General features: G+C 58.3%; 28 protein-coding genes and 6 pseudogenes. 17 read left to right on the top strand and 17 right to left on the bottom strand.

Annotated features, from left to right (window positions below):
- The 3 genes from AC25MA_RS05465 to AC25MA_RS05455 all read right to left on the bottom strand — a co-directional run bounded on the left by AC25MA_RS05465 (window position 1) and on the right by AC25MA_RS05455 (window position 1,669).
- Window positions 1-354: an SH3 domain-containing protein gene (locus AC25MA_RS05465; RefSeq protein ID WP_028691848.1), complete on the bottom strand. Its 354-nt coding sequence runs from the start codon at window positions 352-354 to the stop codon at window positions 1-3.
- 47 nt (window positions 355-401) lie between these two features.
- Window positions 402-893, bottom strand: a complete 492-nt coding sequence (locus tag AC25MA_RS05460; RefSeq protein ID WP_028691849.1) for a GNAT family N-acetyltransferase — start codon at window positions 891-893, stop codon at window positions 402-404.
- Window positions 894-964: 71 nt separating this feature from the next.
- Window positions 965-1,669, bottom strand: a complete 705-nt coding sequence (locus AC25MA_RS05455) for an SDR family oxidoreductase (protein ID WP_028691850.1) — start codon at window positions 1,667-1,669, stop codon at window positions 965-967.
- Window positions 1,670-1,772: 103 nt separating this feature from the next.
- On the opposite strand from AC25MA_RS05455, the gene AC25MA_RS05450 reads away from it, so the two are divergent.
- The 6 genes and pseudogenes from AC25MA_RS05450 (at window position 1,773) to AC25MA_RS05425 (ending at window position 6,910) form a co-directional block, all read left to right on the top strand.
- Window positions 1,773-2,684, top strand: coding sequence for a LysR substrate-binding domain-containing protein (locus AC25MA_RS05450; protein WP_486971848.1), 912 nt, complete (start codon window positions 1,773-1,775; stop codon window positions 2,682-2,684).
- Window positions 2,685-3,033: 349 nt separating this feature from the next.
- Window positions 3,034-3,195: pseudogene (locus AC25MA_RS05445) on the top strand (alpha/beta hydrolase); the annotation flags it as partial.
- 297 nt (window positions 3,196-3,492) lie between these two features.
- Window positions 3,493-3,678, top strand: coding sequence for a hypothetical protein (locus AC25MA_RS05440; protein WP_028691853.1), 186 nt, complete (start codon window positions 3,493-3,495; stop codon window positions 3,676-3,678).
- A 327-nt stretch (window positions 3,679-4,005) separates the two neighbouring features.
- Window positions 4,006-4,965 (top strand): nucleoside-specific channel-forming protein Tsx, encoded by a 960-nt coding sequence (locus tag AC25MA_RS05435; RefSeq protein ID WP_486971847.1) that lies wholly within the window; start codon window positions 4,006-4,008, stop codon window positions 4,963-4,965.
- A 23-nt stretch (window positions 4,966-4,988) separates the two neighbouring features.
- Complete coding sequence (locus AC25MA_RS05430) at window positions 4,989-6,029, top strand: purine-nucleoside phosphorylase (RefSeq protein ID WP_486971846.1); 1,041 nt, start codon at window positions 4,989-4,991, stop codon at window positions 6,027-6,029.
- Between the two features lie 269 nt (window positions 6,030-6,298).
- On the top strand, window positions 6,299-6,910 hold the full coding sequence (locus tag AC25MA_RS05425) for a hypothetical protein (RefSeq protein ID WP_486971845.1): 612 nt from the start codon (window positions 6,299-6,301) through the stop codon (window positions 6,908-6,910).
- Window positions 6,911-6,988: 78 nt separating this feature from the next.
- Here AC25MA_RS05425 and AC25MA_RS05420 read toward each other — a convergent pair whose 3' ends face one another.
- From AC25MA_RS05420 to AC25MA_RS05410, 3 genes are all read right to left on the bottom strand, one after another.
- Window positions 6,989-7,216 (bottom strand): hypothetical protein, encoded by a 228-nt coding sequence (locus AC25MA_RS05420; RefSeq protein WP_028692304.1) that lies wholly within the window; start codon window positions 7,214-7,216, stop codon window positions 6,989-6,991.
- 141 nt (window positions 7,217-7,357) lie between these two features.
- Window positions 7,358-7,582, bottom strand: a complete 225-nt coding sequence (locus AC25MA_RS05415; RefSeq protein ID WP_051555742.1) for a hypothetical protein — start codon at window positions 7,580-7,582, stop codon at window positions 7,358-7,360.
- 217 nt (window positions 7,583-7,799) lie between these two features.
- Window positions 7,800-7,964, bottom strand: coding sequence for a hypothetical protein (locus AC25MA_RS05410; RefSeq protein ID WP_155952720.1), 165 nt, complete (start codon window positions 7,962-7,964; stop codon window positions 7,800-7,802).
- A gap of 106 nt (window positions 7,965-8,070) precedes the next feature.
- Between AC25MA_RS05410 and AC25MA_RS05405 the strand changes: the two genes are divergently transcribed.
- Complete coding sequence (locus AC25MA_RS05405; RefSeq protein WP_207852794.1) at window positions 8,071-8,304, top strand: DUF4224 domain-containing protein; 234 nt, start codon at window positions 8,071-8,073, stop codon at window positions 8,302-8,304.
- 224 nt (window positions 8,305-8,528) lie between these two features.
- Window positions 8,529-9,389, top strand: a pseudogene (gene tnpC, locus AC25MA_RS05400) (IS66 family transposase); the annotation flags it as partial.
- A 43-nt stretch (window positions 9,390-9,432) separates the two neighbouring features.
- Here the strand turns inward: tnpC and AC25MA_RS05395 are convergent.
- Window positions 9,433-10,308: a LysR family transcriptional regulator gene (locus AC25MA_RS05395; protein WP_069017341.1), complete on the bottom strand. Its 876-nt coding sequence runs from the start codon at window positions 10,306-10,308 to the stop codon at window positions 9,433-9,435.
- A 97-nt stretch (window positions 10,309-10,405) separates the two neighbouring features.
- Here AC25MA_RS05395 and AC25MA_RS05390 point away from each other — a divergent pair, with 97 nt between their 5' ends.
- Together AC25MA_RS05390 and AC25MA_RS05385 are read left to right on the top strand one after the other, a co-directional pair.
- Entirely contained in the window at window positions 10,406-10,906 is a 501-nt protein-coding gene (locus AC25MA_RS05390) for a lactoylglutathione lyase family protein (RefSeq protein ID WP_069017340.1), read from the top strand.
- 113 nt (window positions 10,907-11,019) lie between these two features.
- Window positions 11,020-11,816: pseudogene (locus AC25MA_RS05385) on the top strand (NAD(P)-binding domain-containing protein); the annotation flags it as partial.
- A 23-nt stretch (window positions 11,817-11,839) separates the two neighbouring features.
- Here AC25MA_RS05385 and arsJ read toward each other — a convergent pair.
- Genes arsJ through AC25MA_RS05345 form a run of 8 tightly spaced genes read right to left on the bottom strand, consistent with a single transcriptional unit; the run spans window position 11,840 to window position 17,704 of the window.
- On the bottom strand, window positions 11,840-13,072 hold the full coding sequence (gene arsJ, locus AC25MA_RS05380; protein ID WP_213883369.1) for an organoarsenical effux MFS transporter ArsJ: 1,233 nt from the start codon (window positions 13,070-13,072) through the stop codon (window positions 11,840-11,842).
- Window positions 13,073-13,081: 9 nt separating this feature from the next.
- Window positions 13,082-14,086: an ArsJ-associated glyceraldehyde-3-phosphate dehydrogenase gene (locus AC25MA_RS05375; RefSeq protein WP_069017338.1), complete on the bottom strand. Its 1,005-nt coding sequence runs from the start codon at window positions 14,084-14,086 to the stop codon at window positions 13,082-13,084.
- Between the two features lie 32 nt (window positions 14,087-14,118).
- Window positions 14,119-14,622 (bottom strand): phosphatase domain-containing putative toxin, encoded by a 504-nt coding sequence (locus AC25MA_RS05370; RefSeq protein ID WP_486971844.1) that lies wholly within the window; start codon window positions 14,620-14,622, stop codon window positions 14,119-14,121.
- 12 nt (window positions 14,623-14,634) lie between these two features.
- Window positions 14,635-15,351, bottom strand: coding sequence for an arsenical resistance protein ArsH (arsH, locus tag AC25MA_RS05365; RefSeq protein ID WP_088853001.1), 717 nt, complete (start codon window positions 15,349-15,351; stop codon window positions 14,635-14,637).
- A gap of 3 nt (window positions 15,352-15,354) precedes the next feature.
- Entirely contained in the window at window positions 15,355-16,416 is a 1,062-nt protein-coding gene (gene arsB, locus AC25MA_RS05360) for an ACR3 family arsenite efflux transporter (protein WP_486971843.1), read from the bottom strand.
- Window positions 16,417-16,434: 18 nt separating this feature from the next.
- A complete protein-coding gene (locus AC25MA_RS05355) occupies window positions 16,435-16,905 on the bottom strand; it encodes an arsenate reductase ArsC (RefSeq protein WP_069017335.1) in 471 nt (156 codons plus the stop codon).
- A gap of 20 nt (window positions 16,906-16,925) precedes the next feature.
- Window positions 16,926-17,282, bottom strand: coding sequence for a metalloregulator ArsR/SmtB family transcription factor (locus AC25MA_RS05350; RefSeq protein WP_307945142.1), 357 nt, complete (start codon window positions 17,280-17,282; stop codon window positions 16,926-16,928).
- A gap of 8 nt (window positions 17,283-17,290) precedes the next feature.
- Window positions 17,291-17,704, bottom strand: a complete 414-nt coding sequence (locus AC25MA_RS05345; protein ID WP_486971842.1) for an arsenate reductase ArsC — start codon at window positions 17,702-17,704, stop codon at window positions 17,291-17,293.
- Window positions 17,705-17,820: 116 nt separating this feature from the next.
- On the opposite strand from AC25MA_RS05345, the gene AC25MA_RS05340 reads away from it, so the two are divergent.
- Entirely contained in the window at window positions 17,821-18,159 is a 339-nt protein-coding gene (locus AC25MA_RS05340; protein ID WP_028692330.1) for an ArsR/SmtB family transcription factor, read from the top strand.
- Window positions 18,160-18,203: 44 nt separating this feature from the next.
- A pseudogene (locus AC25MA_RS05335) lies at window positions 18,204-19,247 on the top strand (flavin-containing monooxygenase); the annotation flags it as partial.
- Here AC25MA_RS05335 and AC25MA_RS05330 read toward each other — a convergent pair.
- On the bottom strand, window positions 19,222-19,746 hold the full coding sequence (locus AC25MA_RS05330) for an arsinothricin resistance N-acetyltransferase ArsN1 family A (RefSeq protein WP_082750395.1): 525 nt from the start codon (window positions 19,744-19,746) through the stop codon (window positions 19,222-19,224). The pseudogene AC25MA_RS05335 and the gene AC25MA_RS05330 sit on opposite strands and share 26 nt — an antisense overlap.
- A gap of 319 nt (window positions 19,747-20,065) precedes the next feature.
- Between AC25MA_RS05330 and AC25MA_RS05325 the strand changes: the two are divergent.
- From AC25MA_RS05325 to AC25MA_RS05305, 5 genes and pseudogenes are all read left to right on the top strand, one after another.
- Window positions 20,066-21,006, top strand: a pseudogene (locus AC25MA_RS05325) (tyrosine-type recombinase/integrase).
- 662 nt (window positions 21,007-21,668) lie between these two features.
- Window positions 21,669-22,382 (top strand): hypothetical protein, encoded by a 714-nt coding sequence (locus AC25MA_RS05320; RefSeq protein WP_486971841.1) that lies wholly within the window; start codon window positions 21,669-21,671, stop codon window positions 22,380-22,382.
- 312 nt (window positions 22,383-22,694) lie between these two features.
- A complete protein-coding gene (locus AC25MA_RS05315; protein ID WP_486971840.1) occupies window positions 22,695-23,249 on the top strand; it encodes a hypothetical protein in 555 nt (184 codons plus the stop codon).
- A gap of 377 nt (window positions 23,250-23,626) precedes the next feature.
- Entirely contained in the window at window positions 23,627-24,793 is a 1,167-nt protein-coding gene (locus AC25MA_RS05310) for a DUF3800 domain-containing protein (RefSeq protein ID WP_486971839.1), read from the top strand.
- Between the two features lie 64 nt (window positions 24,794-24,857).
- On the top strand, window positions 24,858-25,490 hold the full coding sequence (locus AC25MA_RS05305) for a hypothetical protein (protein ID WP_486971838.1): 633 nt from the start codon (window positions 24,858-24,860) through the stop codon (window positions 25,488-25,490).
- Window positions 25,491-25,623: 133 nt separating this feature from the next.
- On the opposite strand, the pseudogene AC25MA_RS05300 reads toward AC25MA_RS05305, so the two are convergent.
- Window positions 25,624-25,911 (bottom strand): annotated as a pseudogene (locus AC25MA_RS05300) (IS3 family transposase); the annotation flags it as partial.
- Window positions 25,912-26,009 lie beyond the last annotated feature (98 nt).

Below are 26,009 nucleotides of genomic sequence, written 5' to 3'. Positions count from 1 at the left end.
TCAGTCCAGCAGGCGCAGCTTCGCCAGCGGCACCCAGCCAAGCTCCCCGTTACCGGCACGACGACACCAGATCCAGCCGTTCAGCGGGCGCAGGCCCTCCAGCGGCTGGCCGGGGTCAACGTCCAGTTCATGCGCCGAATAGGCCTCCACTGCCCTGCCTCGACCGACGCCCAGCCGCTCGATGAGCTGGCCGGGCACCCAGCCCGGCTCCTGACCGTGGCAACTGCACAAGTACCAGTCCTCCCAGTGCTCGTCGCCCTCGTAACGCTGGCCAATATCCAGCAACGTGCCCTGGGCAAAGGTGATGGGCGCAGGGTATTCACTGCGGTGTGCGGCAATCACGACGTAGTTCACAGGCCTCTCCCTGGCTGCGAAAAGCGTCGATGCTAGTCGAAGGCCCTTCAGAGCACCATGATCATTTCGTGCCAGGCCATGCCGCCATGATCGGAGGCCGACGGGCGTACATAGGTGTAGCCCATCTTCTCGTACAGCCCGACGTGGCGATCCTTGCACATCAGGTGAATGGTCGCCTTGCCGCGCTCGCGCATCTGCTCGACGAAGCGCGCCATCAGCCGGCTGGCATGGCCCAGGCCCTGGTACGCCGGGTCGAGCACCACCGACATGATCACCACGTTAGGCGCCTGCGGGTCGTGTCCGACCAGCTCCTTGAAGGCCTCGTCGGACATCACCACCTGGTCGGCGCAGCCGCTGTTGATGAAGCCGATCACCTGGCCATCGGCCTCCAGCACCAGGAAGCCCTCCGGGTACTGGGCTATGCGCGTGGCGATCTTCTCACGGGTGGCGGCTTCGTCGCCTTCGTAGGCGCTGGTTTCGATCTGGTAGCAGCGGTCCACGTCGGTTGCCGTGGCCTGGCGGAACATCGAGGTGCTCATGGGGCGGATCCGGATAGCGGGAAACAGGGGCAACATGCTAACGGAAGTCGTCGCCCAGCTGCATGCACCAGTTACACCGAACGGGTGATGCCGCCATCGACCCTCAGGTTCTGCCCAGTGATGTAGCCCGCGCCCTCGGAGGCCAGGAAAGCGACAGTGGCCGCGATCTCCTCGGCCTTGCCGTACCGCTCCATCGGAATCCGGTTACGGAATTCTTCTTTCTCCGGCAGGCTGTCGATAAAGCCCGGCAGCACGTTGTTCATGCGGATGTTCTCGGCCGCGTAACGGTCGGCGAACAGCTTGGTGAAGGCCGCGAGCCCGGCACGGAACACCCCGGAGGTCGGGAACGCCGGATCCGGCTCGAAGGCGGCGAAGGTCGAGATGTTGATGATGGCGCCGCCGCCCTGGCGCTGCATGATCGGCGTCACCAGGCGAGTCGGGCGCACCACGTTGAGGAAGTACACCTCCATGCCACGGTGCCAGTCATCGTCGCTCAGCTCGAGGATCGGTGCGCGCGGGCCGTGGCCTGCGCTGTTGACCAGCACATCAACCCGCCCCCACTGCTGTATCACGGTATCCACCAGACGCTGCAGGTCTTCTACCGACTGGTTCGAGCCGGTCACGCCGATGCCGCCCAGCTCGGCCGCCAGCGCCTCGCCCTTGCCAGACGACGACAGGATCGCCACCCTGAAGCCATCAGCGGCCAGCCGCCGTGCGGCCTCAGCGCCCATGCCACTGCCACCTGCGGTAATGATTGCGACTTTCTGCGAAGACATTTGCTGCTCCTTCAGGGAGTTGATCAAGTAGGCCCATGAAGCCAGAATCCGGCTTAACGCACCAATCACAAATACTGGCAGCAGCCTGCAGGAAATCTACTGGATGAGCGCGCCCAAGCGACGCAATGCCCCCGCCATCGTCAACCACCTGGTGGCCTTCGAGGCCGCCGCCCGCCTGGGCAGCTTCCGCGCCGCCGCCGACGAGCTGCACGTCACCCCCGGCGCCGTTGCCCAGCAGGTGCGCACCCTCGAGGACAAGCTCGGGCGCCCGCTGTTCGAACGCCTGCCCCGAGGCCTGCGACCCAACCCGGACGGCGCCGACTACCTGACCCGCGTGCGCCTGGCGTTGGACATCATTGAGGATGCCACCGGCGAACTGCTGGAGCGCGACAGCCAGCGCGATCCCCGGCAGATCCTGCTCAGCACCACCCCCGCCTTCGCCAGCCGCTGGTTGATCCCGCGCCTGGGCCTGTTGGCCCAGGCAAACCCGCAGGTGGCGCTGATGATCGACGCCTCCGACACTACCCGCCCGCTGAACGGCAAGGGTGCCGTGGACCTTGCCGTGCGCTGGGGAGCGCCGCCCTTCGCCGACGCCTACGCCATGCCCCTGCTGCCCGGCGTGGCGGTACCGGTGTGCGCGCCGGCACTGCGCGGCGAGCGCCCTTGGCGGCTAGTCACGGATATTGCGCAGCAGCCGCTGATCTCCGACAGCCACAACAACTGGAAGCGCTGGTTCGATCACTACGCGCTGCCCGGCACGCGCTTCAGCGGCCCGGTGTTCTCCCAGACCATCCTCGCCATCGAGGCCGCCGAGCAAGGCATGGGCATCGCCCTGGTACCCCGCCTGCTGGTAGAAAATGCCCTCAGGGCCGGCACCTTGGTACTGGCCCTGGAGGACCATGAGCTGCACAGCGATGCCGGCTTTCACCTGCTCGCCGGCCATGCTCCGCAGGCAGGCTCGGCCGCCGAGCAGGTGGTGCGCTGGCTGCAGGCGCAAGCGAACAAGCAAGACTGATCCTGTCTCGCCCTGTGGGGCTGCTGCGCAGCTCATCGCTGGCAAGCCGGCGATCGACCGCAATGCGGCCCTGCCTTTGTAGCGTTCTGTGTACCAACCGCCTTCCGATACACACGAACGCCCACCCCGCCAGCACCCGCCCCCCCCGGACACAGCCACCGCCTTAACTACACGCCATCCAGCCCACACCGATGGCCCGCCAAGGAGATGCACCATGTTCGCCACCGCCAACCGCATCAACCGCTCAGCCCTGCTCGCCTGCGCCGTGCTCCTCCGGCCCTGCTGGCCGCCTCCCCAGGCCAGGCCGAGGAAACCCGCACGCGTGCCGCAGCTCGCCAGGCCACTTCCTTCGGATGCCAACGGCGCACCGCACCCATTGGCCGAGGCCTACGCCAAGCGCTTCACCGGCAAGTACGCCTATCACCTGGTGAGCGGTGGTATCGGCCACAACCGGCCGCTGGAATCGCCCGAAGCGTTCGTCAATGCAGTGTTGGATGCCGAGCATCTGTAAGGGTAATTGCAACATATCGTTTCGGCAGGCCTCGAAGGGAGACGGGGTGCACGAATGACCTCTGCGCCCCATCTGTTTCGAGCCAGGCCCTGTACGCCGGGGCCTGCCGCGAAGTGAGCGGAAGCATGCAGAAACACCCACCCAAATCACTCTGTGAGATGTCTCTTTTATCGCTGTAGGACGTTTCAACGGATTTGTGAGCCAGTGTATGAATAATCAGTATTGGCTGGGGAATTGACCTGATACCGTCGAGCCTTTCCTACAACGGCATGGATGCCCACGGCTTGTGAGAACGACATGGACAACTACGACAGCTCGGCACTTGGACTGCAGAAATGCCTGCTGAACCTACGGCGGGATCATGCACGGATGAAGGCGGCGGGAGAGCTGGAAAGAGCGGCGATTCTGGCGCAGGTGATCGGGCGGATGGAACAGGGATTGAAGGAGGCCTCCCAAGGGATGAAGCCCGAGACCCTGCAGTGAAGTGATGCCAGCAAGATGACGATGGAGTTGCGGCTGGTCCTTCTGATGAGGCGCCGCAAGCCCATCGCTTAAACCACCCGCGTTCAATCGACCACCCATTACCGCGCAGCCCCTTGCGTGTAACTGCCTCCATCCCACGCCCATTTTCCATGCAGCTTTTTAACCGAAAGGTCAGCTAACACCCCGAATTCAGCTTTATTTGAAAGACCTCTGGCAGGTTGGTACAGAGTATGCAAACGTTTGCTCAAAACAATTAAGCGAACAATCGCCGAAGCTTTCGCTCACCTCAGCCTTTTTGGGCTACCACCGCATGAACAAGGACTTTCAATGCGTCAACCTGCATCCCTGCGCCCAGCGGCTCGCTCCCCCCTGGCTGTCTCTCTGCTACTGGGCGCTGTTACGGGACTACTCAGCACCACCAGCCACGCCCTGGACACTGCCTCCAATGAGTCAGCCCAAGGCGAGGCCCTGAGCCCCGCCGCCGCGCCGGTAAAATCCGGCCCTTACCTGTCGGACTGGTACAACCAGAACTTCACCCTGATCGGCACCAAGGACATCAGTTTCGGCCCCCGCCCGGTCGACGATATCTACCTGGAATACGAGTACTTCGGCCGCAAGGGGCCGTTCGAGCTGTACGGCTACATCGACATCCCGAAGATCCTCGACATCGGCAACAGCCATGACAAAGGCGCGTGGGACCACGGCTCGCCGCTGTTCATGGAGCACGAGCCACGGATCTCCATCGACTACCTGGCCGGCCGCAGCCTGGCCGTCGGCCCGTTCAAGGAGTGGTACGTAGCCTTCGACTGGATCTACGACCACGGCAGCAACAGCGCCAACCGCGCCAACACCCTGTACAGCGGCCTGGGCACCGACATCGACACCCATTCGCGGGTCAACCTGTCGGCCAACTTCTATGGTCGCTACCAGTGGGAAAACTATGGCGCCAGCAACGAGTACTCGTGGGACGGCTACCGGGCCCAGCTCAAGTACATCGTGCCCCTCGGCAAGTTCGACAACGGCGCCTCACTGACCTATATCGGCTTCACCAACTTCGATTTCGGCTCGGATCTGCACAAGGACAACCCCAACCGCACGGCCAATGCCACGGTATCCACCAACGTATTGCTGTACGCCTTCACCCACCTGCGCTTCACCCTGGTGGGCCGCCATTTCCACAATGGCGGCAACTGGCAGGACGGCAGCCAGCTGAATTTCGGCGATGGCGATTTCCGCGGCCGGTCCGATGGCTGGGGGTATTACGCCGGGGTCGGCTACCAGTTCTGATCACTTGCGCCATGGAGGCTCGCATGCACCTGATGCATCGTCTTTCCCTCGCCGTGGGCCTGGCCTGCGGCATCCTGCTCGCCTCGACGGCCCAGGCCGGCGAGACGGCTGCGCCGCCGATCAAGCCCAAGGTGATGCTGATCACCCTGTTCGCACCCGAGGCCCAGCACTGGATCGAGCGCCTGGAGCTGGAGCAGGAAGTGCGTGTACCGGGCCTGTCGGCGGAGTATCCAGTGATACGTTGCAACAGCCAGGACGTCTGCTTGCTGGTGACCGGCATGGGCCAGACCAACGCCGCGGCCTCGACCCTGGCACTGGCGCTATCGCCGAAGTTCGACCTGCGCAAGAGCTACTTCCTGGTCGCGGGGATCGCCGGGATCAACCCGAAGCACGGGACCCTCGGCACCACCGCCTGGGCCCATTACCTGGTGGAGTTCGGCACCCAGTGGGAGCTGGACTCGCGGGATGCGCCCAAGGACTGGCCGACGGGCTACCTGGGGATCAACACCCAGGGCCCGAACGAGAAGCCGCCGCTGGACTACAAGACCGAGGTCTTCGAACTCAATCCGAAGCTGCAAGCCAAGGCCTATGCCCTGTCACACGGGGTGAGCCTGAGCGAGAGCAAGGAATCGGCGACCTGGCGGCTCAAGTACCCGATGGCGCCGGCCAACCAGCCGCCGGTGGTGACCCGGTGTGACACCGTGGCGGGCAACACCTGGTTTTCCGGGACGCGCCTGAGTGAGCGGGCCGAGGTCTGGACTCGGTTGCTGACGGATAACAAGGGGGAGTACTGCACGACCCAGCAGGAGGATAACTCCACCTATGAAGCGCTGCTGCGGGCCAGTCGCGAAGGGTTGGTGGATGTGCAGCGGGTGGCGGTGGTGCGGGCGGGGTCTGACTTTGATCGGCCTGAGCCGGGGGGAAGTGAGGTTGAGAATCTGCTCAAGTATGACGACCAGGGTGGCTTTGTTCCGGCGCTGGAGAATCTCTATCGGACTGCCAATCCGCTGGTGCAGGAGATTCTGAAGAATTGGGCGGTTTGGGAGAAAGGGATACCGGAATGATCTGGAATTCTAAGCAGGCAACCACGTCCACCCAGTAAGCCTGCTGAATCAACTTGGACAAGAAACCCGCCGGAAGGCGGATTCTACACACAGGGATTTCGGTCATAGCCGCAACTGACCATGCCATGAGAAAGAACATCGATAGGCTCCACCCTCGTCCGCGCTTCCCCGTCAGCCAAGAAGAGCAGCATTCGGGTATAGATCTATTGGCACGATCGCAAGCCTGTAATAATGGCTATTCAACATCATTTCGTTAGGTTTGTTTTCTGATGCATATGCACGATCCTCTCGATGGAAGGCTGCCGTTTACCCTCAAGGGTGCGCCCAGCGGGAAAGGTTTCCTAAAGGACTTCTGGGCCTGGAGCTTTTCCACCCTCCACAACACCTACCTGCGCGGGTACATCGCTGAGTACCTCGTTTACAAATCCATGCTGGCCCCTCATTCTCAACTGTCCGTACCGGTCGATCACTTAAAAACGAAGATTGAGGGAGACATACACGACCTCATATTTTTCATTAAAAACAAAAAATACAACATTCAGGTCAAATCAAAAGACTCCTACTCAAAATATCAGCGCTTTATAACTTCTTTTGCGCGGGGTTACGACCCAATTAAAGACAAAGACACCCATAAAGACCTCTGGTCAGACATTTACGTTTTTGCTTATTTAAATCTTGACAAAACCCTCTGCGAGCGGATCAAAAATCGTCATTTAAACTGGAATCGAGACCACAACTGGCAGCCCACTCAGAAGCCAGCCCATAAAACTGACCAGTACCAATTAGCACGATCCGTCATCGAACTAGAAAACTGGAAATTCTATGTACTACCACGCGCGGCACTAAAAGGCCGAAAATCTATAACTTTCAAAAAACTATAAAGCGAAACAAAGACTGGCAGTTCCTGGCAGATTTGACACCTAACCCGAGATATCGAGGTACGCTGCCAATACGATCAGTCACACATCGTCGGGCTTTTTCGCAGCTGAGTCGATCTCTTCGCAGGTCTGCAGATCAGCGAATTTAATCCACTCATCAAAGGCAATTCGGTGGGCTTTGCACGTCTTCTCCCAGTCGACCCGGCTCATTCGACCGTAGGCCACCTGGTTCATCGTGGCGGCAATTTGAGCATCAAGCTCTCTTAATAGCTTATAGGCCTGATAACGGCCTTCCTTTGCGCTGGGCATGTAGCTCACCTAAGTGGTGGGATGGATGAGCTATCAGCTTCAACGGCTCATTACGTTGGACTGCGCCTTTACCGAATCTGTTCCATGCATCGACTGCCTTACCCTCGCCTCCAACTGCTGTTACGCTTCACTTACACAGCCTCACCAGTCAGGACGCCTCAAATCGCCCGGTTTCCAATCAGCTTTCAGGATAAAGGTGAAGCTTCCAGTGAGACCTTTGCGAAGCTCCTTCGGCATCAAGAAGCCGAAGTGAATCAACCAGGAACCATCATCGAGACGGAACGTATCGCTACGGTAGCGCTCAACTTCTGCTTCAGTAATGCCAATCTCAGCTGCCACTTCTCGATTGGTAGGTTCGCGCTCCATCGGTGATGCTCCTTCTGGCCTTACGCCGGGATGCCACCAATACGCCGCAGCACGCGAATAAACCGCACTGACAGTTGCAAGCGGCGCCTGTACTAGCTGCATGATCCTTCACTGGTCGTGGCTCATCGCATTCCTTTAGGCTGCGTTGAGCTATTCGACCCGCGTTTTCACTGCACGTTAGAAAGCCGCCTTTTGACGACGGCTCTGGGAATCGTGATCACGATTTAACTGACTGCCCTTTGGCCCAGTGGGCCTTAGGTAAGCTTCGGTTAAAGCCGCTGACACCTGAGGGGACATTCTGAATTTCCCCGCCTTTAGACAAGAACTGTTCAATCTTTTGCTTCAGGTGCAAATGCGCCTGATGCGTCGCGGATTCGTACATGTTCTTACCCCTTCGATGAGCCGGACGATTGCCGACTCGCTCCCCACTATACCCCCTTTACCCCGATAGGTGCGGGTAACGGGGCTGCATATCCAAAGAGACCATCATGGAAACCGAGATCCTTTCGGACGAAGGGCTGACCGCCCCTAGCGGCTACAAGGCCAGAGGCTACCAGCGCCGCTGGCTAGAAGAACGAGGTTGGGTATTCGTTGAAACCCTCCCACTGGTTGGTCGCCATTACGTCCGCTTGAAGCTGGGCGGGAGCCTTGGAGTTATGCCACCGGCGTCATCACCACCTGTAGTCCCTACGTGGACACCTCTCATTTCGAAGGTGAGGTGAAATGCGTCCTAGGTAGACCAAAAACAGGGACTTGCCCCCGGGTGTGTACCGACTGGGTAATTGCATTCATTTGACCACCTGTTTGCATTCGACTTGACCAGTCGTTTGCGTTCAGCGCCACCAGGCGCGCCTTAGCTCGGCAGGGCTTTGGTACTGATAGCGCGCTTCGTAGCGGCTCAGGTAGTCGATGACATGCTCGCATGAGGGGTAGCCATCCTGAACAGGCGGGGCAAACTGGCGTGCAACTCCAGCCACTGGTCGATGCACTGCGTGAAGCGGTGCTGAGCCAGGGCGTGATCAACGCCGATGAAACACTGGTACAAATGCTTGCGCCGGGCGAGAAGAAAACCCACCGGGCCTATGTCTGGGCCTACAGCACGACGCCGTTTTCGGCGCTTAATGCGGTGGTGTATGACTTCAGCCCAAGCCGCGCAGGCGAACATGCGCGCAACTTCCTGGACTCTTGGAACGGCAAGTTGTTCTGCGATGACTTCGCGGGCTAAAAAGCCGGTTTTGAGCAAGGCATCACTGAAAGCGGCTGCATGGCTCATGCTCGCCGCAAGTTCTTCGACCTGCATGTCGCGAATAAAAGTCAGCTGGCCGAACAGGCGCTGCACTCGATTGGCGGTTTATACGAGGTTGAACGCCAGGCTCGGGATTTGAGCAACGAAGACCGTTGGCGAATACGCCAGGAAATGGCGGTACCGATCAGCAGCACACTGCATGAGTGGATGTTGGCCCAGCGCGATCTGGTGCCCAACGGATCAGCCACGGCCAAAGCCCTCGATTACAGCCTGAAACGCTGGGTAGCGCTGACGCGCTACCTGGACGATAGGGCTGTGCCCATCGACAACAATCAGGTCGAAAACCAGATACGGCCATGGGCACTCGGTCGCTCGAACTGGTTGTTTACCGGGTCGCTGCGCAGTGGCAAACGGGCTGCGGCAATCATGCGTCTGATCCAGTCGGCGCGTATGAATGGGCATGATCCGTATGCATACCTCAATAATGTGCTGACACGGCTGCCTACGCAGCGGGCTAGTGAAATCGATCTGTTGCTACCGCATCAGTGGACACATCGCTAATTTGTGATTCATGGAAAAATGTTTGCTAGTAGGAGTTCCGCGCTTACATCTCTTTAATCTGAGTCTTCAGTTTTTGAACGACCAGCTCTGCCCGAGTAGATAGAGGCCATTCTGAGCGGTGTATCAACCATAGCGTGTCCTCGACTAATCGTGGCCCCTTAATTACCTGGATACTTTCCGCTCGTTGAAACGCCAACCGTGCATAGCGCGGTAGCACCGTAAAGCCTAACCCTCGCGCAACAGGCTCAAGAATCAGACCAATCTGGTTGGTAAAGCCACGACAGGGAAGACTGCCGATGCCCGACTCATCAGGGTAGTAACGACTGAGCAGTCGACTGCCCATCGCGCGACCATCAGGGTGATCGATGAAGCCTATGCGTCTCAGATCCTCCCAACCTTCGACTCGCTCCGAGGCAGGTGCGATCAGCTCCAGTGGCTCCTCGGTGAAGCGACTCACGCACAAGCGCGGATCGTCGGGCTTGAACGTGACAAGGCCTAACTCGAATCGATTATCCAGTACGGCTTCGAGCACCTCCTTATCAGGGGCAAAGCGTTGTCGAATAACTAGGCCAGGATGCGTCTGCTGAACGGTCAACAGCATGGGGTACAGCACCAGTCCAATGCTGCCGGGACAGATCAACCCGACGTCTCCGTGCTTGTCATCATGCTCGGACAAGCGTTGATACAGGCGCTGATCGGCTGCGCCAACCTCCTCGCAGTAGCTCACCAGCGCTCGCCCAGCAGGTGTTAGTTCGAGCTGGCGCGGGCGGCGTATCAATAACGGGCCAAGCCTTTCCTCGAGCTTCAGCACATGCTGGCTGACAGCGGCCTGCGTCAGGTCTAGGTGCTCAGCGCAGCGAGTAAAGTTACCCTGTTCGATCAGAGCAGCGAAGGTTCTCAGCCATTGTGGATTTAGCATAACAATCTCTTATCACTACCATAATCTGATGATCATTTTCATTATGGCTCCGCCTTCCTAGACTGGCCACCTCACCAACGATGAAGAGGTACAGGTTATGTCATCAGTTTACCCACGTAGCTTCTCCCACTTAGGCTTGTCGGTAACCGATCTGGACGCTGCGGTGAAGTTCTACACTGAAGTCATGGGTTGGTACTTGATCATGCCCCCGACTACGATCACCGAGGACGACTCAGCTATAGGCGTCATGTGTACGGATGTGTTTGGTGCCGGCTGGAGCTCCTTGCGTATCGCTCACATGTCCACGGGTGATCGGATCGGCGTGGAAATTTTTGAGTTCCGTAACGCCGAAAAGCCTCAGAATAATTTTGAATACTGGAAGACCGGCATCTTCCACTTCTGCGTCCAAGATCCGGATGTTGAAGGCTTGGCAGCCAAGATTGTTGCCGCTGGTGGCAAGCAACGCATGCCTGTGCGTGAGTATTACCCTGGCGAGAAGCCATACCGCATGGTCTACATGGAAGACCCGTTCGGAAACATCCTGGAAATCTATAGCCACAGCTACGAGCTGATTTATTCGGCTGGTGCTTACACGTGACGACTAGCGGCCCAAGCTCACAGAGCCTGGGCCGCATCATGTCCAGCAACAGTCGCATAGTCACCACACAACCGGATACCTCTCAAAAAAGGTGTGACTACCGCCCGCTTACCTATCAGTTCCCTATTGAGCGGCCAGTACGGGTCACCTCCGTCGAGCGCCTGGGCGGTACATTGCGTGTCCATTCCGAGCGCGGGTACTGGGATGCTAAAGCAGTGGTCAGTGCCACCGGCACCTGGAGCAACCCCAATATCCCTGCTTATCCCGGTGCCGAGCTGTTCCGTGGCCAGCAGCTGCATTCAGCTCACTATGTTGAGCCGCAGTCGTTCTCGGGTAAGCGAGTACTGGTCGTCGGTGGCGGAAACTCTGGGGCACAGATCTCGCAGAGGTGTCCCATGTAGCGGATGCGACCTGGGTAACGCCCACCGAGCCACTCTTCCTGCCGGATGATGTGGATGGTCGAGTGTTGTTCGAACGGGCGACAGAGCGCTGGAAAGCGCAGATGGAGGGCCGTGTGATTGAGCAGCCAGTCGGTGGGCTGGGCGATACCGTGATGGTCCCGCCTGTGGTCGAGGCGCGTAAGCGAGACGTTCTTCATGCAGTGAGGCCTTTCGTTCGCTTCACCCCCGACGGAGTGGTCTGGGCAGACGGCTCGGAGACCGCAGCCGATGCTGTGATTTGGTGCACCGGATTCAAGCCGGCGCTGGGGCACTTGGCGAGCCTCGGGGTAGTCACTGGTGACGATCGCGTCGAAGTTTCAGGTACACGTGCAGTGAATGCGCCAGGCCTATGGCTGGTGGGTTATGGCGAGTGGACAGGCTCTGCATCCGCCACCTTGATCGGGTTGACCCGCACAGCCAGAAGCACTGTCGCTGAGATCGAGCAGTTTCTGGTGAAAGCGGAGGCTTGAGTGCCTCCGTTCTTACCCTGTGCTCAGTGGGTCTGCTGAGCCATCTCGCTATGTCTGGGCAACCCGATCGAGATGAGCGCAGCAGCCAGTACGAAAATGCTGGAAACCCACAGGCAGGCCTGCAAACCGTAAGCTTGGAACACCCAGCCTGACAGCAGTGTCCCGACCAGCCGCCCCAAGGCGTTGGACATGTAGTAGAAGCCTACGTCCAGCGAGACCCCATCTTCCTTGGCATAGTTGACAATCAGGTAGCTGTGCAACGAGGAGTTCACCGCGAACAGCACGCCGAACAGCATCAGCCCACCAAGCAACACCACCTGCGCCGACCAGCCTGCTGATAGGCCCACGGCAATAAGCGCAGGCAGTCCGGCCAGGGCGAGAGCCCAAATGAAGGCCGCTCGGCCGTCGGGCACATGACCACGCTTCTTGCCGGTGATGTGAGGAGCAAACGACTGGACGATGCCGTAGCCAATGATCCACGCGGCGAGGAAGCCGCCGACCAGCCAGAAGTCCCAGCCAAACGCGGTGCTCAGGTACACCGGCAGCGCCACGACGAACCAGACGTCTCGGGCACCGAAGAGAAACAGCCGTGCGGCCGAGAGGATGTTGATGGCTCGGCTCTTGGACAGCATGTCGCGGAACTTGGGTTTGGCCTTGGCTTTGCCCAAGTCCTTTTTCAGCAGCACCAGACTGCCAATCCAGATCAGAGCCAGTACTGCCGCCATGGCCAGCACCGCCAGGGTGAAGCCGAGCAACGCGAGCAGTGCTCCGCCGAGGAAAAAGCCCACACCTTTGAGCGCGTTCTTCGAGCCCGTCAGGATGGCCACCCATTTGTAGAGCGTCCCCTGTTGGCTGCCCGGTACCAAGAGCTTGATGGAGCTCTTGGCGCTCATCTTGTTCAGGTCCTTGGCGATGCCGGACAGTGCCTGGGCGGCCATCACCCACGGCACCGTCAGCCAGTCTGCCGGCACTGTGAGCATCACAAGCGCAAAGACCTGCATGCCCAAGCCGATGTTCATGGTGCGGTTGAGTCCCAGGCGGGCGCCGAGGTAGCCACCCACCAGGTTGGTGATCACGCCGAACACTTCGTAGAACAGGAACAACGCGGCGATCTGCAGCGGTGTGTAGCCCAGCGAATGGAAATGCAGTACCACCAACATACGCAATGCGCCGTCGGTGAGGGTGAAGGCCCAGTAATTGCCGGTAACCAGCAGGTACTGACGCACCTCCGCAGACAGGGCTGACAACGCCTTCATGATCGCTATTTACTCCGCTGCGCCGACCAGGCGGGCCAGTTCAACTGCACGGTTGGCATAGCCCCACTCATTGTCGTACCAGGCGTAGATCTTCACCTGTGTGCCATTGACCACCAAGGTCGACAGCGCGTCGATGATCGAGGAGCGCGGATCGGTGCGGTAGTCGATGGACACCAGGGGGCGTTCTTCGTAGCCCAGGATGTCTTTCAGCGGTCCTTCGGCCGCCGCCTTCAGCAGCGCGTTGACCTCCTCAGCCGTCGTCTCACGCTCAACTTCGAACACACAGTCGGTCAGCGAGGCGTTGGCCAGCGGTACACGCACGGCGTGACCATTCAGCTTGCCACGCAGCTCGGGGAAGATCTCGGCGATTGCGGTGGCCGAGCCCGTGGTGGTCGGGATCAGGCTCATGCCCGAGGCACGGGCGCGGCGCAGGTCCTTGTGAGGCGTATCGAGGATGCTCTGAGTGTTGGTGAGGTCGTGGATGGTGGTGATCGATCCGTGGCGGATGCCCAGGTTCTCGTGAATCACCTTGACCACCGGGGCCAGGCAGTTGGTAGTGCAAGAGGCGGCGGTAACGATGCGGTGCTGCGCCGGGTCGAACAGGTGCTGGTTGACGCCCATCACCACGTTCAGTGCGCCTTTCTCCTTCACGGGAGCGCAGACCACCACACGTTTGACGCCCTGATCCAGATAGGCCTGGAGCTCGGCTATCGATTTCATCTTGCCGCTGGCCTCGATGACCAGGTCGCAGCCCGACCAGTCGGTGTCGGCGATGGTCTTGTTCGCGGTGACCTGAATGCGCTTGCCGTCGATCACCACCATACTGCCCTCAGCATGGGCTTCACGGTGCCAGCGGCCGTGGACCGAGTCGAAGTTAATCAGGTGGGCATGGGTCTCGGCGTCGCCGGCCGGATCATTGATCTGCACAAACTCGAACTCTGGCCAGTCCCAAGACGCGCGCAGCGCCAAGCGACCGATGCGGCCAAACCCATTGATGCCTACTTTGATTGCCATGTTGTTATTCTCGCGTAGCCGTCAGCGGACGGTCAGAGGGTATTGGCGAACTGGTTGATGTAGTCGACGTGCGCAAGGTTCCGAATTGCACGTGGGCGCAGGGCCTGGACCTGAGCAACAGCTTCCTGCACGGGAATGCCGCACTCGATCATCAGCCGGGCCGCAAACAGCCCGGTGCGGCCGGAGCCGCCTTTGCAGTGAATGGCGATCGTCTTGCCAGTCATCACCAACGCTTTCAGGCGGTCCCGGTGGATCTCCCAGGCGGCAGCAAAGGGCTCGCCGGGCGCCTGGTCGTCTTCCACCGGCAGGTAGAACCATTCGAGGCCCAGCAGTTGGCACTCCTCGGGCAGCAGGTCGATCTCGTTCTGCAGCAGCTCTTCACTCGGCATCAGGGTGACCAGTGCACTCGCACCAGCTTCGCGCAGCGTTGCCAGCGCGTGGGATACCGAGGTTTCCTTGGTGCCAGGGCACGGGGTGAAGATCAGCTGGCCGATCAACTCGGGAGTGGCCAGCACGGAGTACGGGTGCAGTTGCATGCTCAGAAAGCCTCAGATGGAGCGTTGATTAACGCGTTTGGAAAGCTCTTCAGCCGACTCCTTGCGCTCGGAGTAGCGATCGACCAGGTAGTCGGCGCGGTCACGAAGCAGCAGGGTGAACTTCACCAGCTCCTCCATCACGTCGACGACACGGTCGTAGTACGCCGAGGGCTTCATGCGGCCGGCCTCGTCGAACTCCAGGTAGGCCTTGGGTACGGATGACTGGTTGGGGATGGTGAACATGCGCATCCAGCGGCCGAGGACGCGCAGCTGGTTGACCACGTTGAACGACTGCGAGCCGCCGCAGACCTGCATCACCGCGAGGGTCTTGCCCTGCGTTGGGCGCACGGCGCCCATGCTCAGTGGAATCCAGTCGATCTGCGACTTGAACACACCAGTCATCGCGCCGTGGCGCTCAGGCGAGCACCAGACCATGCCTTCCGACCACAGCACCAGCTCACGCAGTTCCTTGACCATGGGGTGGTCATCGGGCACGTCATCCGCCAGTGGCAGGCCGGAGGGATTGAAGATCCGCGTCTCCGCACCGAAGTGCTCCAGCAGGCGTGCCGCTTCTTCTGTCAGCAGACGGCTGAAGGAGCGCTCGCGGGTCGAGCCGTACAGCAGCAGGATGCGAGGCTTATGGGTGGACTTCTGCTCGACTGCCAGTTTGTCTGCTGTCGGCAGGTCGACCAGATCGTTGTCGATGTTGGGGATGTGATGTTCGGTCATGATTTACTCCTGAGACAAGGCACCAGAGGGCTGATCAAACCAGCGGCGCTTGAGCCACAAGGCCACACCTACCAGTGAGATCAGCACCGGCACTTCCACCAAGGGCCCGATGACGGTGGCAAAGGCGACCGGCGAAGCGAGGCCGAAGGTAGCGATGGCCACGGCAATGGCCAGTTCGAAGTTGTTGCTTGCTGCGGTGAACGCCAGCGCGGTGGTGCGTGGGTAGTCGGCCTCCAGCAGCTTGCCCATCCAGAAGCTGATGAAGAACATCACCACGAAGTAGATGGTCAGCGGGATGGCGATGCGCAGCACATCCAGCGGCAGCTGCAGCACCATGTCGCCTTTCAGGCTGAACATGGCCACGATGGTCAGCAGCAACGCCACGAGCGTCAGCGGACTGATCTTCGGAATGAAGCGCAACTGGTACCAGGTCTCACCCTTGCTACTGATCAGGATCTTGCGGGTCAGGAAACCGGCCAGGAACGGGATGCCCAGATAGATCATCACCGACTGAGCGATGTCGAGGAAGCTGGTCTCGATGACGCTCCCCTCAAGGCCAAACAGCGGCGGCAGCAGGCCCAGGAAGATCCAGGCGTACACGCTGAAGAACAGGATCTGGAAAATGCTGTTGAAGGCGACCAGGCCCGCCACGTACTGGTTGTTGCCACCGGCGATCTGGTTCCACACCAGCACCATGGCGATACAGCGCGCCAAGCCGATGAGGATCAGGCCAGTCATGTACTCAGGCTTGTCGGAAAGGAACACTACTGCCAGCCCGAACATCAGTACCGGGCCGATTACCCAATTCTGGACCAGCGACAGCACGAGGATGCGCTTGTCCTTGAAAACCTGAGGAAGTTCCTCGTATTTCACCTTCGCCAGCGGCGGGTACATCATGACGATGAGGCCAATCGCGATGGGGATGTTTGTCGAGCCTACCGACAGGCTGTTCAGCCACGCGGGCAATCCCTGGAGCAAGCTGCCCAGGGCGATACCGAGGCCCATGGCCAGAAAGATCCAGACCGTCAGGTAACGGTCAAGGAAGGAAAGTCGGCTTTTGCTCATGGTGGATCTCCCTAAACGTCAGAGCGTTCCGATGCGGGCCAGCTCGACCTTGAGCTGCCCGGCATTCAGTTGTTCAAAAGGCAGTGCAAGGAATGCCGTGATACGTCGCTCGATCTGCTCAAGCGTGGTGTCGAAAGCCGCATCCAATTTGGCGGCGCTACCCTGCAGGTCCGATGGATCGGAAAGCCCCCAATGGGCTTTTACTGCCGGCCCGAAGAACACAGGACAGGCTTCGCCGGCGGCCTTGTCGCAGACAGTGATGACGAAGTCCGGTGCCAGCTCGGCGTGTGCATCGCTGGATTTGCTGCTGAGGCCATCGGTGGAAATACCGGCGCGCTGCAGCGCGGAGATGGACAGCGGATGTACCTCGCCCTTGGGCTGGCTGCCGGCGCTGTAGGCCTTCATACCGGCCGGGGCCAGGTGGTTGAAAACGGCTTCTGACAGGATGCTGCGGCAGCTATTGGCGGTGCAGAGGAACAGAACTCTCATCGATTTTCGCTCGGCAGTGATCAGCAGCAGGTGGCGACGCGCTGTGGGCGGTCACCCATGGCGTCCAGTCGAGTGGAACTGCTGTTCAGCCACTCGCTATTGGCCTCCAGCGTCGTTTTCAGGATCTCGCGTACCCAGGCGGGCAGCTCCGGATGTAGCCGGTAGTAAACCCATTGGCCCTGGCGGCGGTCTACCAGCAGGTCACACGTGCGCAGCTGCGCCAGGTGGCGGGAAACCTTGGGCTGGCTTTCCTCCAGCGCACAGGTCAGCTCACAGACGCAGAGCTCTTCCTCGCGGGCGATCAGCAACATCATCCGAATGCGGTTCTCGTCGGCGAGGCATTTGAAAACCTTGGTAGGGGTCAGTGGATCAGTCATAACGATTCTCAGTGTTGGGTTTTCACGAGGACGAACATCTTGATGCGCTCATGGATCTCGTGAAGCGTATGGCGGAAGGCATCGTGTTTTTCGCTGGTGGCCGGATCTTCGAAGTGCCACGCCAAGCGATCGCCCAATGCCGGCAGTACCTGGCATTCCAATGCCGCCTTGTCGCAAAGGGTGATGACGGAGTCGAAGTGTTCGTCGGCGAACTCATCAATGGACTTGCTGCGCAGGCCGCTGGCATCGATACCGAGGTGCTCAAGCGCCGCGAAGGTACGCGGATCTACTTCGCCAGGCTGAGTACCGGCGCTGAATGCTTCAAAGCGCACAGGGTCTGTGTGTCGGAGCAATGCTTCGGCGAACTGGGAGCGAGCAGCGTTTGCGGTGCAAACAAACAGGACGCGGATCTTGCCAGTCATCACGAGGTGCTCTGCGTGCATATGGTTTTTCGAATATACGCTTTTTCGAATGTATCGCAACCCCTCCGATGATGGGTGGCTTTACATGTGCATATTCGCGCACATATATTGGCGGCATGACGACCAACCAGAACCTCCGCACCCAAGCCATCGACGCTGCCATCGAGTCGCTGGACGAAGCCTTCTTCAAAGCACTCTGCGAGCCCTCCAGGGTCGCGGTGTTCAAGCGCGTGCTCCTGCTGGGCCGGGCGGATGTCGGCGAAATCGCTAAAGAACTGCCGCAGGAGCGCTCGGTGGTCTCCAGGCATCTGCAGGTGCTGCACGATGCCCAGATCGTGAAAGCCACCAAGGTGGGCAGGCAGGTGTTCTACGAAGTGAATGGTGGGGCGATCGTCGAGCGCCTTGAGGGGCTGCTCCAGCGAACCAAGGGTCTGGTTTCGCTGTGCTGCCCGTAGCTCGTGCCCTTTTTTTGTCCTGATATATGCATGATTGCGCACATATGAATAAATCGAGTCGCGCGGTGGATGTGATCGTCATCGGTGGTGGGCAAGCGGGTTTGGCGCTTGGCTGGCATTTGCAGCAACAGGGCTTGGACTTTCTCATCCTGGATGAGCAGACGCGCCCGGGTGGAAACTGGCGTAACTACTACGACAGCCTGCAACTGTTCTCCCCGGCAGAGTATTCAGCGCTACCGGGGATGGTGTTTCCCGGCGATCCCCAGGGCTACCCGCTGCGAGACGAAGTGGTGCAGTACCTGGAGGCATACGCCGCCGAGTTTCAACTGCCCTTTGAGGGCGGCACCCGAGTGCTGGACGTCGTGCAGAAGGACAAGGCATTCGAAGTTCGCGCTGCCAACGGATCGACCTTCACGGCGCGTGCGGTGGTCGTGGCATCAGGGGGCTTCAGCCGTCCAAGCACGCCTGACATCCCTGGCCTGGAAAGCTTTTCAGGTACCTGCCTGCACAGCTCGGCGTATCGAACGCCTGAGGCCTTTGCCGGCCAGCGCGTCGTCGTGGTCGGCGCGGCGAACTCGGCGGTTCAAATTGCCTATGAGCTTGCCGGCGTTGCGCAGGTAGTGCTGGCGACCCGCGAGAAGATCCGCTTCTTCCCCCAGCGGATCCTGGGGCTCGATTTTCATGCCTGGCTGAAACTCACCCGGTTGGAGCACACGCGGTGGTTGAGTGACCAGAGCACGCCCGTGCTGGATACCGGCAAGTACCGGCAGGCCTTACGTACCGGCCGGTTCCAGCGCAAAGCCATGTTCCAGGAGGTGTTGCCCGACGGCGTTGTCTGGCCGGATGGAACCATCCACCAGGCCGACGCGCTGATCTTCGCCACCGGCTTCCGGCCGAACCTGGAGTTTCTGGCACAGCTTCCAGTCGCCGACCGGCAAGGGCGTGTCCTGCAGCGAAACGGCGTGGCAAATCAGGTGCCCGGCCTGTACTTCGTCGGGTTACCCAAGCAAAGGAACTTCGCCTCGGCAACCCTCAGGGGTGTAGGGGCTGATGCGGGCTATCTCATGCCGCAGTTGCTTCGCCATCTGGACCGGGTTGGTTCGACGGAAACACCCGTTCAACGATCGCGCAGTCCAGCCAACGGCCTTCAAGACAAGCGTGCTTCTCATAGACGCCAACCGTCCTGAAACCGCAGGACTGACAGAGCGCGAGGCTCGCCTCGTTGAAGGTGAAAATGCGTGAGAGGACTTTCCAGAAGCCACGTGCCTCAGCCTCACCGAGCAATGCTTTGAGCAGTGCCTTGCCGATGCCACGTCCGCGGACGTCACGGTGCAGATAGATCGAGAAGTCGGCGATGCCGGCGTAGCACGAACGCGCGCGGTAGCTGCTCAGGTTTGCCCACGCCACTACCGCGCCGTCGACCTCGACGACCAGCACCGGATGGCGAGACATGTCGGCCACCCAGGGCTGCACATCCATGGCGGTGCGTGGCAGGGTCTCGAACGTAGAGCTGCGGTCTTCGATCCCCTGGTTGTAGATCTCGGCAATGGCCTGGACATCGCTGAGTTGAGCAAGGCGGATGTGCATCTGACTTCCTTTCGCGGGAACTAGTGGTTAAAGGACTGCATTTTTCTTTCGGCAACTGCCTATTCACCCCCCGGCGTACCAGCACTGTACAACGCGGGCATGGGGATTTTCACATTTCGGCGGCGACTCGCCGAGCAATCAGCACTTTTTAGGGATGTCCTCAACCAACAAATCGACGGGGGAAACTGTTCGACTTGCTCTCCCTCGATGCACTCCCAAGCCCATTTCCGTAGCGATGTGCGGCGCAGAAAATCGCCCGCCTTCTACGAAGCTTTTCGCAAGGCGAAGCAACGGGGGAGGATTGAGATGCCGCTGTTTGATGTCCCGAACCGTAGAGGGTCATTTGCCCTGTCGCCCCCGGCGTCAAAAATGGGCTGAGCTGGAAGCGAAAGACAAGCCTCTTGATTTGCTGCTAATGAAAGCGATCTTCGATAGGTACCAACGCGACGTAATCCCCGAGAAGGCAGAACGAACACCAAAGGACAATCTGGCAGAGCTCCGCCAGCTTCGCCCCTTCTTCGACGAGGCGCCGATTGACGCAAAAACGCCGGTCCTAGTCGCACAGTACCGGGATGCCAGGTCAGCGCCCGTGAGGGCAAATCGGGAGATCGCACTTCACTCCCACGTCTACAACCTGGCCCGAGAGTGGGGCTCACCACGAAGGAGAACCCTTGCCAAGGTGTGCGTAAAAACAAGGAGACGCCGCGAGAATTCTACGCCAATGACGCGGTCTGGAGTGCGGTATATGCGAAGGCGGTTGATGATGTGAGGGTCGCCATGGACTTGGCGTATTTGACAGGTCAGCGTCCTGCGGACGTGCTGGTGATGGGGAAGGATGACATCAAGGACAAAGCCCTCGGCGTCAAACAGAAGAAGACCCACAAGAAGCTGCGGATCATGCTAGAGGTGGACGGATTGGCCAGCGGGATGGGCGTCCTGATCGAAAAGATCTTGAAACGCAACGAGGCTCATGGCTCGCCCTACTTGATACTCACCGAGGCAGGCAAACGGGTGACAGCCGCAATGCTACAACACCGCTGGGACGATGCACGAGAGCAAGCGGTGAAGGAGGCTGTAGCAGCCGGAGACCAGGTGCTTGCGGGCCGGATCAGCCAATTCCAGTTCCGCGACATTCGCCCGAAGGCCGCCAGCGAAATCGAGGACGTGGCCCATGCAAGCAGGCTGCTCGGTCACACCGACAAGCGCATAATAGAGGTGGTTTACCGCCGCGTTGGCGAGGTTGTAAAACCCACCCGGTGATGGGTTAAACAAGCCAAGTTGCGGAACACCACTAAAAAGATGCGGAACACATGCGGGAATAATCTGGCGTGAACGCATACCCCAGAAACACGAAAAGCCCCGAATTTAGGGGCTTTTGTATGGCGGAAGCGTAGGGATTCGAACCCTTATCCAAGGTACCCTCCCCCAAAACCTCTGAATACCCTTGAAATCAAAACACCCAAAAATCCTACTAGTCCCATGATTCCGGGGCTCCTGCAGACATCACCGGATGCCCATCAAGCATGCATCTGACTGCGCACTTGCCAACCCTAGCAAAAATTATGGGGCTCCGGTTGTCTGACACAGTCCCGCCATTGGGAAAAGGTATCTGGCTAGCTAGCCTCACCACCACCACCACCACCACCACGGCTACACCATATGCAGAAAGGCCCATTAGAAAAGGAAGGCTTGGCCCCCTGTTCTTAACCTAATTTCTAGACCAGCATCGCTCGCATCGCGCCTTCAAAGCCAAGACTCTGCCAGTAAACAGCCAATGCGCCTCCCCTTCTAAATGAGGAATTTTCGTCACTCGTCAGCCTGCATTTCCTTTCGAATCGATCAGACGCTATGCTCGCGTCATCAACCCAAACGGCTGCCCCAGCCCCCGGGTTGGCAAGCCCTTCACGACGAGGGAGCAGGACATGGCGAACGTGTACGCGCTTGACCAGAATTACTTCAGGAGAGGTGGGCTTGAGCGGGTGATCGCAGAAGACCCCAAAGCCAAATTTGTGATTTTGGACGTTGCTTTCCTTGAGATGGCCAAAGGGGAACATTGGAAGAAAACAATGCAGGGCTCGCTGGGTAAGCTGGCCAAAACGCCTGGACGAATCCTAGGCGCAATCTCTTTGTCCGAAGCTCTGCGTCATGAGATGGAGAAGCTAGAGCACGGATCGCTGAGCTTGGTCTGCAAGGATCACACGCGCTACTACAGGGCGCTGTCGGCCGCGCTCGCCTCCAACGATCCAGATGGGCCTTTACTGCAGCAGCTCGCAGCGGACTTACCCGCCGCGCAGGAAAAACTCAAACGTGATGAGCTCAATCACGAGAAGAATCTCAGCCGCCTGCAAGACACCACCCGGGCGGTCAAGCACCATTTGGGCCCTGATAATTTGAAACTCCTCAAGCGTCCGACTTGCACAAGTGTCGAAAGGCTGGCATTGGCCTATTTTGCGGCCACTCGCATTGCTCAAGACCTTCTGATCAAAAAAGGTCACCCTCCCGCTCGGATCCGACGCTTTTTGAGAGGCAACCCACTGTTTTTGCGCTATCAGCTTGCGCTTGTGCGACACGCCATGGAGTGGGCAATCAAGGGGGCATCGAAAACCTTACTCCTGAGAAGGCAACCAACGATGTGATCGACCAGCACTATGTCGTAGTAGGGTCGTTTTTTGATGGCCTATTCTCCTACGACGAACGAGTGAGGCTGGCTGATCAGGAGCTTCGCTTCATGCTATCTCTCAAGAACCCAATGATATGAGCGTCAAAGCCTGATCGAGCAATAGGCCGCATAACTCTCGGAAGGCAGGTTCATCCCCTGCCCTCCCTTCCCGCCAAGGCCAAATGCGAAGCCAACTGACAGGACGTTCACAAACATTTCGACACGCACTCAACTTTCGCGAGTTCCCGCCGCTACAGTTCTCAGGCCAATCATATCGACAAGGACGCTTGTGAAGAGAGTTGAACGGGATTTCATAACGCTCTTTAACTGCCTTTGGTACCGTGATTTTCCGGTAACCGAGGCTAATGATCTTGCGGGGCGGGCGGACTGGACAATCCACTTGGGCTTGGTGGTACGCCAGTGCGCTACGCTTCTCGGGGCTAGGGCACTGTTCGAGCAAGGTGGACGCACCGACGCAGTGCTGCGCTACCCCGAGGGCGACACTCTTTCGTACGTCGAGTGGGAGTGGAAGCGCGCGCACACTGATATCAACGAGATTTCCAAGCTGTATGACCGCGCCGACAACGCGGTATTCCAGATTTTCATAGGTTACAGCAGGACTGATGATATCGCGCTCACGCTGGAGCGTATTGGCACACAGTGGCAAAAGGCGGACACGCCATTGATGGTGTTCCTCATCACCTATGAGTTATCTGGCCGCAGCCGTTATTTCCAGGAGTTACAAACGTATATGTTTGCCAAAGGTAAGCATAAGAAAGTGCGTACTCAGCCAGCGTTGCCTTGGAAGGTCAACCGGGCAAAAGCAAACCGCACACAAGAGTAAGCCTGAGCTTGTTCAATCCTTCCTACCGATCAGTCATAGATCGTAGCTACCGTTAACGTTTGACGCCAATTGGGTAGATTGTTCCTGAGGTACTTGCTCCTTAACGCCGCTACGCAGAGCAGTCACGACTTCACTCTGCATTCGTCGTATTGACAAATGTCGACATCTCACTCGATCACGCAATCCGTTCCGATTTACCAAACTTTTCTACTAGTAGAGAGGGCTATGCTGGATGACGGCACCTGGCCATCATGCTAAAGTCGCGCGCAATAGAGGCTATTGGCAGCCAAATCTCAGGATGGGATACGCCGAACCTAGTATGAGCCCGCCTTCCTCTTTGAATGCTTATTCCTACGACGTAATGTAGAGGAGTCGTAATGAGTTATACCTTTTACTATGATGAGTCTAACAATATCCGGTCTTTGTATCTGACAGGTGGCCGATTCAATACTGATGCCCATGAAAACCCCTCGCCATCCTTTGTACTGGCAGGTATCGCCCATAAGGGAGAACATGCACAGAGCAAATGTGAAGAGCTGATTGCCTCACTGCGCTTACCGCCCACTGCGAAAGAACTGAAATTCAAGCAGGTTGCCAAAGGAAGCTTTCTTGATAACTTGAAGTCATCGAAAGTCACGCAAATTCTTAAATGGTTGGTGGCGTCCGACTACTACCTGCACTACAGTAGTCTGAATATGGAATACTGGTCGCTGGTCGACATCATCGATGATTGCTGTGACCACGCTGACCTGCACGGCATGCTGAATTATGCACCGGCGGGCGGGCGGCGGGCATATGCGGACTATCACAAAGACGCGCTGTACTACATTATGCGCAAGTATAAGTCCGATATCCTGTCAGCACTCACAAAATACCGCTATCCGAACGTGACGCCCAAAAATGCGGCTCCATTCATTAAGCGCCTGAATGAAATCGTCAAAAAAAATCGCCAGGTTTCAGCCCGATTGGGCGGTAAGATGAGCAAGGAAGATCTGAGCCGCACCATTAGCCTGTCCAAGCTGTTTGATCTGTGCCGTAATATCGAATCCCTAGACATGGTGTACACGCATACGCCATTCAAGCTCATTGACGGACTGTCAATGTTCTACCGCCATTGCATTAGCCGCTTTTCCTCCTCACGTCATATTTTCGACAATGAGTTCGAAATCGAGAAAAGTTTCAAGGAAATTCAAAGACAGGATGGGGTACTGGGCTCCTGCCACTTTGAGTTCGTAGACTCCAAACTGCATCCGGCAGTCCAGGTCTCCGATGTAATCAGTGGCCTTCTCAAAAACTACTTCACCTTCCTAGCCCAAACGAGCGTCGCTGACGTATTAGAAGCCAAGAACTCGCTAACCGACAAGCAGCAGGAATGCCTAGCACTGCTGCAAAAGCTCGTGGAAAAGTCTGACGATGAGCAGCCTGAGATGCTTCATTACGTCATGTCTCAAACTGAGCATCACAAGCATGCGGTCTTCCTGTTCGACAAAGATGCGCAGGATGAATTTGTCCGTGTCGTAGGTGGAGGCGTGCGTAACGGCTAACCTCTGCCCGCACCTCATTGACGGTCAACTCGTACCCCACTTTAGAACGCAGGAAGCAGTCCGAATGCAAGACAAATACACCCTGATGGAACATCGGCATCGCTTTGCGATCTGGGCGGCAGGCCGCGCCTACTCAAGACAAGGGCCAGGCCACACGATGGCAGTGGCGTCACAATTGATCAACGATACTCCGGTGGGTCAGATTGCCACCTTGGACGACCTTCCTCCGCCAAATGAAATCGATGACCACCTGGATGGGCTTTTTCGTGAGGTCATGGGTCGAGCCGAGAAGATCACGTACAAACGCGAGTGGAAAGACAAAACCACAGGCCACACTCGAACCGAAGAATGCCAGCTCGAATGCACCTATGGCAGAGCGCAAAAGCTGGTGAACATTTTCCTCAAATCCAAGCTCATCGTAGCTGGCGTGGATGAGCACGACGCCAAGCTTGCCAGGCTGCACCCTCCCCTTGACAGGCAGCTGCTCGTAGCGATCGGTCGGCACCTTAATACTCCACCATTCAAAGGATCGAATCTCCAGCAAGTGTTCAAGGAAGCGCTTATAAAAGGCAGCAGCTGGACGACATTCGACAAGGCAGCGTATGACGCCCACATCAATGTTGTGAAGGAAATTCAAAAGGATCGACCGCTGTGGGGCATCGAATGGCTCTGGCAACCAGCGGCTACAGATGAGTAAATAAAGGCTCTGATCAGGCCCCAAAAAACAGCATGATGAACGTAATTGTAAAAAGTCCAGGACGGCGTAGTAAACCGCGCCATTCAGCACCCGATGCTCGAGCTGCCAAGCCCTTTGAATCGCCCCTGGTTTCCTAGACACTCTCCAAGCTCAGGAAATAGCGTTTCTCATACTCTACTGGAGACAGCTGCATAGCACTGCTGTGTCGACGCTTGGGGTTATAGAACATCTCGATGTAATCGAAAATATCACTTCGGGCTTCGTCACGCGTTGCGTAGATCTTTCGTCGGATTCGCTCCCGCTTCAAAAGCTGGAAAAAGCTCTCGGCTACGGCATTGTCGTGGCAGTTTCCCCGTCGGCTCATGCTGCTGATCACATTGTTGGCCTTCAGGAAGCTTTGCCAATCTGAGCTACTGAACTGTAAGCGATCCATGAACCCCACCTACCGAGAATAGGAAGTCGCAGTTATCGTGGCATCTCCGGCGAGCAGTTCCACGGCAGTAGCGCTTCATAGTCTGC

It is taken from the genome of Pseudomonas sp. P65(2024) (assembly GCF_057480955.1).
This window is presented reverse-complemented; position numbering and strand designations above follow the sequence as displayed.

Bases quoted from the DNA above. Each gene is read 5' to 3' on its own strand.
- AC25MA_RS05460 (WP_028691849.1), bottom strand. From the start codon at position 893: ATGAGCACCTCGATGTTCCGCCAGGCCACGGCAACCGACGTGGACCGC.
- AC25MA_RS05455 (WP_028691850.1), bottom strand. From the start codon at position 1,669: ATGTCTTCGCAGAAAGTCGCAATCATTACCGCAGGTGGCAGTGGCATG.
- AC25MA_RS05450 (WP_486971848.1), top strand. From the start codon at position 1,773: ATGAGCGCGCCCAAGCGACGCAATGCCCCCGCCATCGTCAACCACCTG.
- AC25MA_RS05440 (WP_028691853.1), top strand. From the start codon at position 3,493: ATGGACAACTACGACAGCTCGGCACTTGGACTGCAGAAATGCCTGCTG.
- AC25MA_RS05435 (WP_486971847.1), top strand. From the start codon at position 4,006: ATGCGTCAACCTGCATCCCTGCGCCCAGCGGCTCGCTCCCCCCTGGCT.
- AC25MA_RS05430 (WP_486971846.1), top strand. From the start codon at position 4,989: ATGCACCTGATGCATCGTCTTTCCCTCGCCGTGGGCCTGGCCTGCGGC.
- AC25MA_RS05425 (WP_486971845.1), top strand. From the start codon at position 6,299: ATGCATATGCACGATCCTCTCGATGGAAGGCTGCCGTTTACCCTCAAG.
- AC25MA_RS05420 (WP_028692304.1), bottom strand. From the start codon at position 7,216: ATGCCCAGCGCAAAGGAAGGCCGTTATCAGGCCTATAAGCTATTAAGA.
- AC25MA_RS05415 (WP_051555742.1), bottom strand. From the start codon at position 7,582: ATGGAGCGCGAACCTACCAATCGAGAAGTGGCAGCTGAGATTGGCATT.
- AC25MA_RS05410 (WP_155952720.1), bottom strand. From the start codon at position 7,964: ATGTACGAATCCGCGACGCATCAGGCGCATTTGCACCTGAAGCAAAAG.
- AC25MA_RS05405 (WP_207852794.1), top strand. From the start codon at position 8,071: ATGGAAACCGAGATCCTTTCGGACGAAGGGCTGACCGCCCCTAGCGGC.
- AC25MA_RS05395 (WP_069017341.1), bottom strand. From the start codon at position 10,308: ATGCTAAATCCACAATGGCTGAGAACCTTCGCTGCTCTGATCGAACAG.
- AC25MA_RS05390 (WP_069017340.1), top strand. From the start codon at position 10,406: ATGTCATCAGTTTACCCACGTAGCTTCTCCCACTTAGGCTTGTCGGTA.
- arsJ (WP_213883369.1), bottom strand. From the start codon at position 13,072: ATGAAGGCGTTGTCAGCCCTGTCTGCGGAGGTGCGTCAGTACCTGCTG.
- AC25MA_RS05375 (WP_069017338.1), bottom strand. From the start codon at position 14,086: ATGGCAATCAAAGTAGGCATCAATGGGTTTGGCCGCATCGGTCGCTTG.
- AC25MA_RS05370 (WP_486971844.1), bottom strand. From the start codon at position 14,622: ATGCAACTGCACCCGTACTCCGTGCTGGCCACTCCCGAGTTGATCGGC.
- arsH (WP_088853001.1), bottom strand. From the start codon at position 15,351: ATGACCGAACATCACATCCCCAACATCGACAACGATCTGGTCGACCTG.
- arsB (WP_486971843.1), bottom strand. From the start codon at position 16,416: ATGAGCAAAAGCCGACTTTCCTTCCTTGACCGTTACCTGACGGTCTGG.
- AC25MA_RS05355 (WP_069017335.1), bottom strand. From the start codon at position 16,905: ATGAGAGTTCTGTTCCTCTGCACCGCCAATAGCTGCCGCAGCATCCTG.
- AC25MA_RS05350 (WP_307945142.1), bottom strand. From the start codon at position 17,282: ATGACTGATCCACTGACCCCTACCAAGGTTTTCAAATGCCTCGCCGAC.
- AC25MA_RS05345 (WP_486971842.1), bottom strand. From the start codon at position 17,704: ATGACTGGCAAGATCCGCGTCCTGTTTGTTTGCACCGCAAACGCTGCT.
- AC25MA_RS05340 (WP_028692330.1), top strand. From the start codon at position 17,821: ATGACGACCAACCAGAACCTCCGCACCCAAGCCATCGACGCTGCCATC.
- AC25MA_RS05330 (WP_082750395.1), bottom strand. From the start codon at position 19,746: ATGCACATCCGCCTTGCTCAACTCAGCGATGTCCAGGCCATTGCCGAG.
- AC25MA_RS05320 (WP_486971841.1), top strand. From the start codon at position 21,669: ATGGCGAACGTGTACGCGCTTGACCAGAATTACTTCAGGAGAGGTGGG.
- AC25MA_RS05310 (WP_486971839.1), top strand. From the start codon at position 23,627: ATGAGTTATACCTTTTACTATGATGAGTCTAACAATATCCGGTCTTTG.
- AC25MA_RS05305 (WP_486971838.1), top strand. From the start codon at position 24,858: ATGCAAGACAAATACACCCTGATGGAACATCGGCATCGCTTTGCGATC.